A 383-nucleotide genomic window follows, 5' to 3' on the forward strand; every position below is an offset into this window, starting at 1 on the left:
CAAGATGCGGTTCCGATGACCCTGGGTCAGGAGTTCCACGCATTCGCCGTGACCCTGCGTGAAGAGATCAAGTCCATCAAGCGTTGCCAGGAGCTGCTGCTGGAAGTGAACCTGGGCGCGACCGCCATCGGTACCGGTCTGAACACTCCGCCCGAGTACTCTGCACTGGCCATCAAGCGTCTGGCCGAGATCACCGGTCGTGCCTATGTGCCGGCAGAAGATCTGATCGAAGCGACCTCCGACTGTGGCGCCTACGTCATGCTGCACGGCGCCATCAAGCGTCTGGCCATGAAGCTGTCCAAGATCTGTAATGACCTGCGTCTGCTCTCCTCCGGCCCGCGCACCGCACTGAAAGAGATCAACCTGCCAGAAATGCAGGCGGG

1 protein-coding gene is annotated in these 383 nt (G+C 60.8%); it reads left to right on the top strand.

Annotated features, from left to right (window positions below; all coding sequences use genetic code 11):
• Positions 1–383 (top strand): lyase family protein (locus tag AACS18_RS23185; RefSeq protein ID WP_258228870.1); only part of this gene is annotated, 383 nt, incomplete at both ends.

The sequence above is a fragment of the Aeromonas sp. HMWF015 genome, from assembly GCF_963878965.1.
Lineage (GTDB): Bacteria > Pseudomonadota > Gammaproteobacteria > Enterobacterales > Aeromonadaceae > Aeromonas > Aeromonas veronii.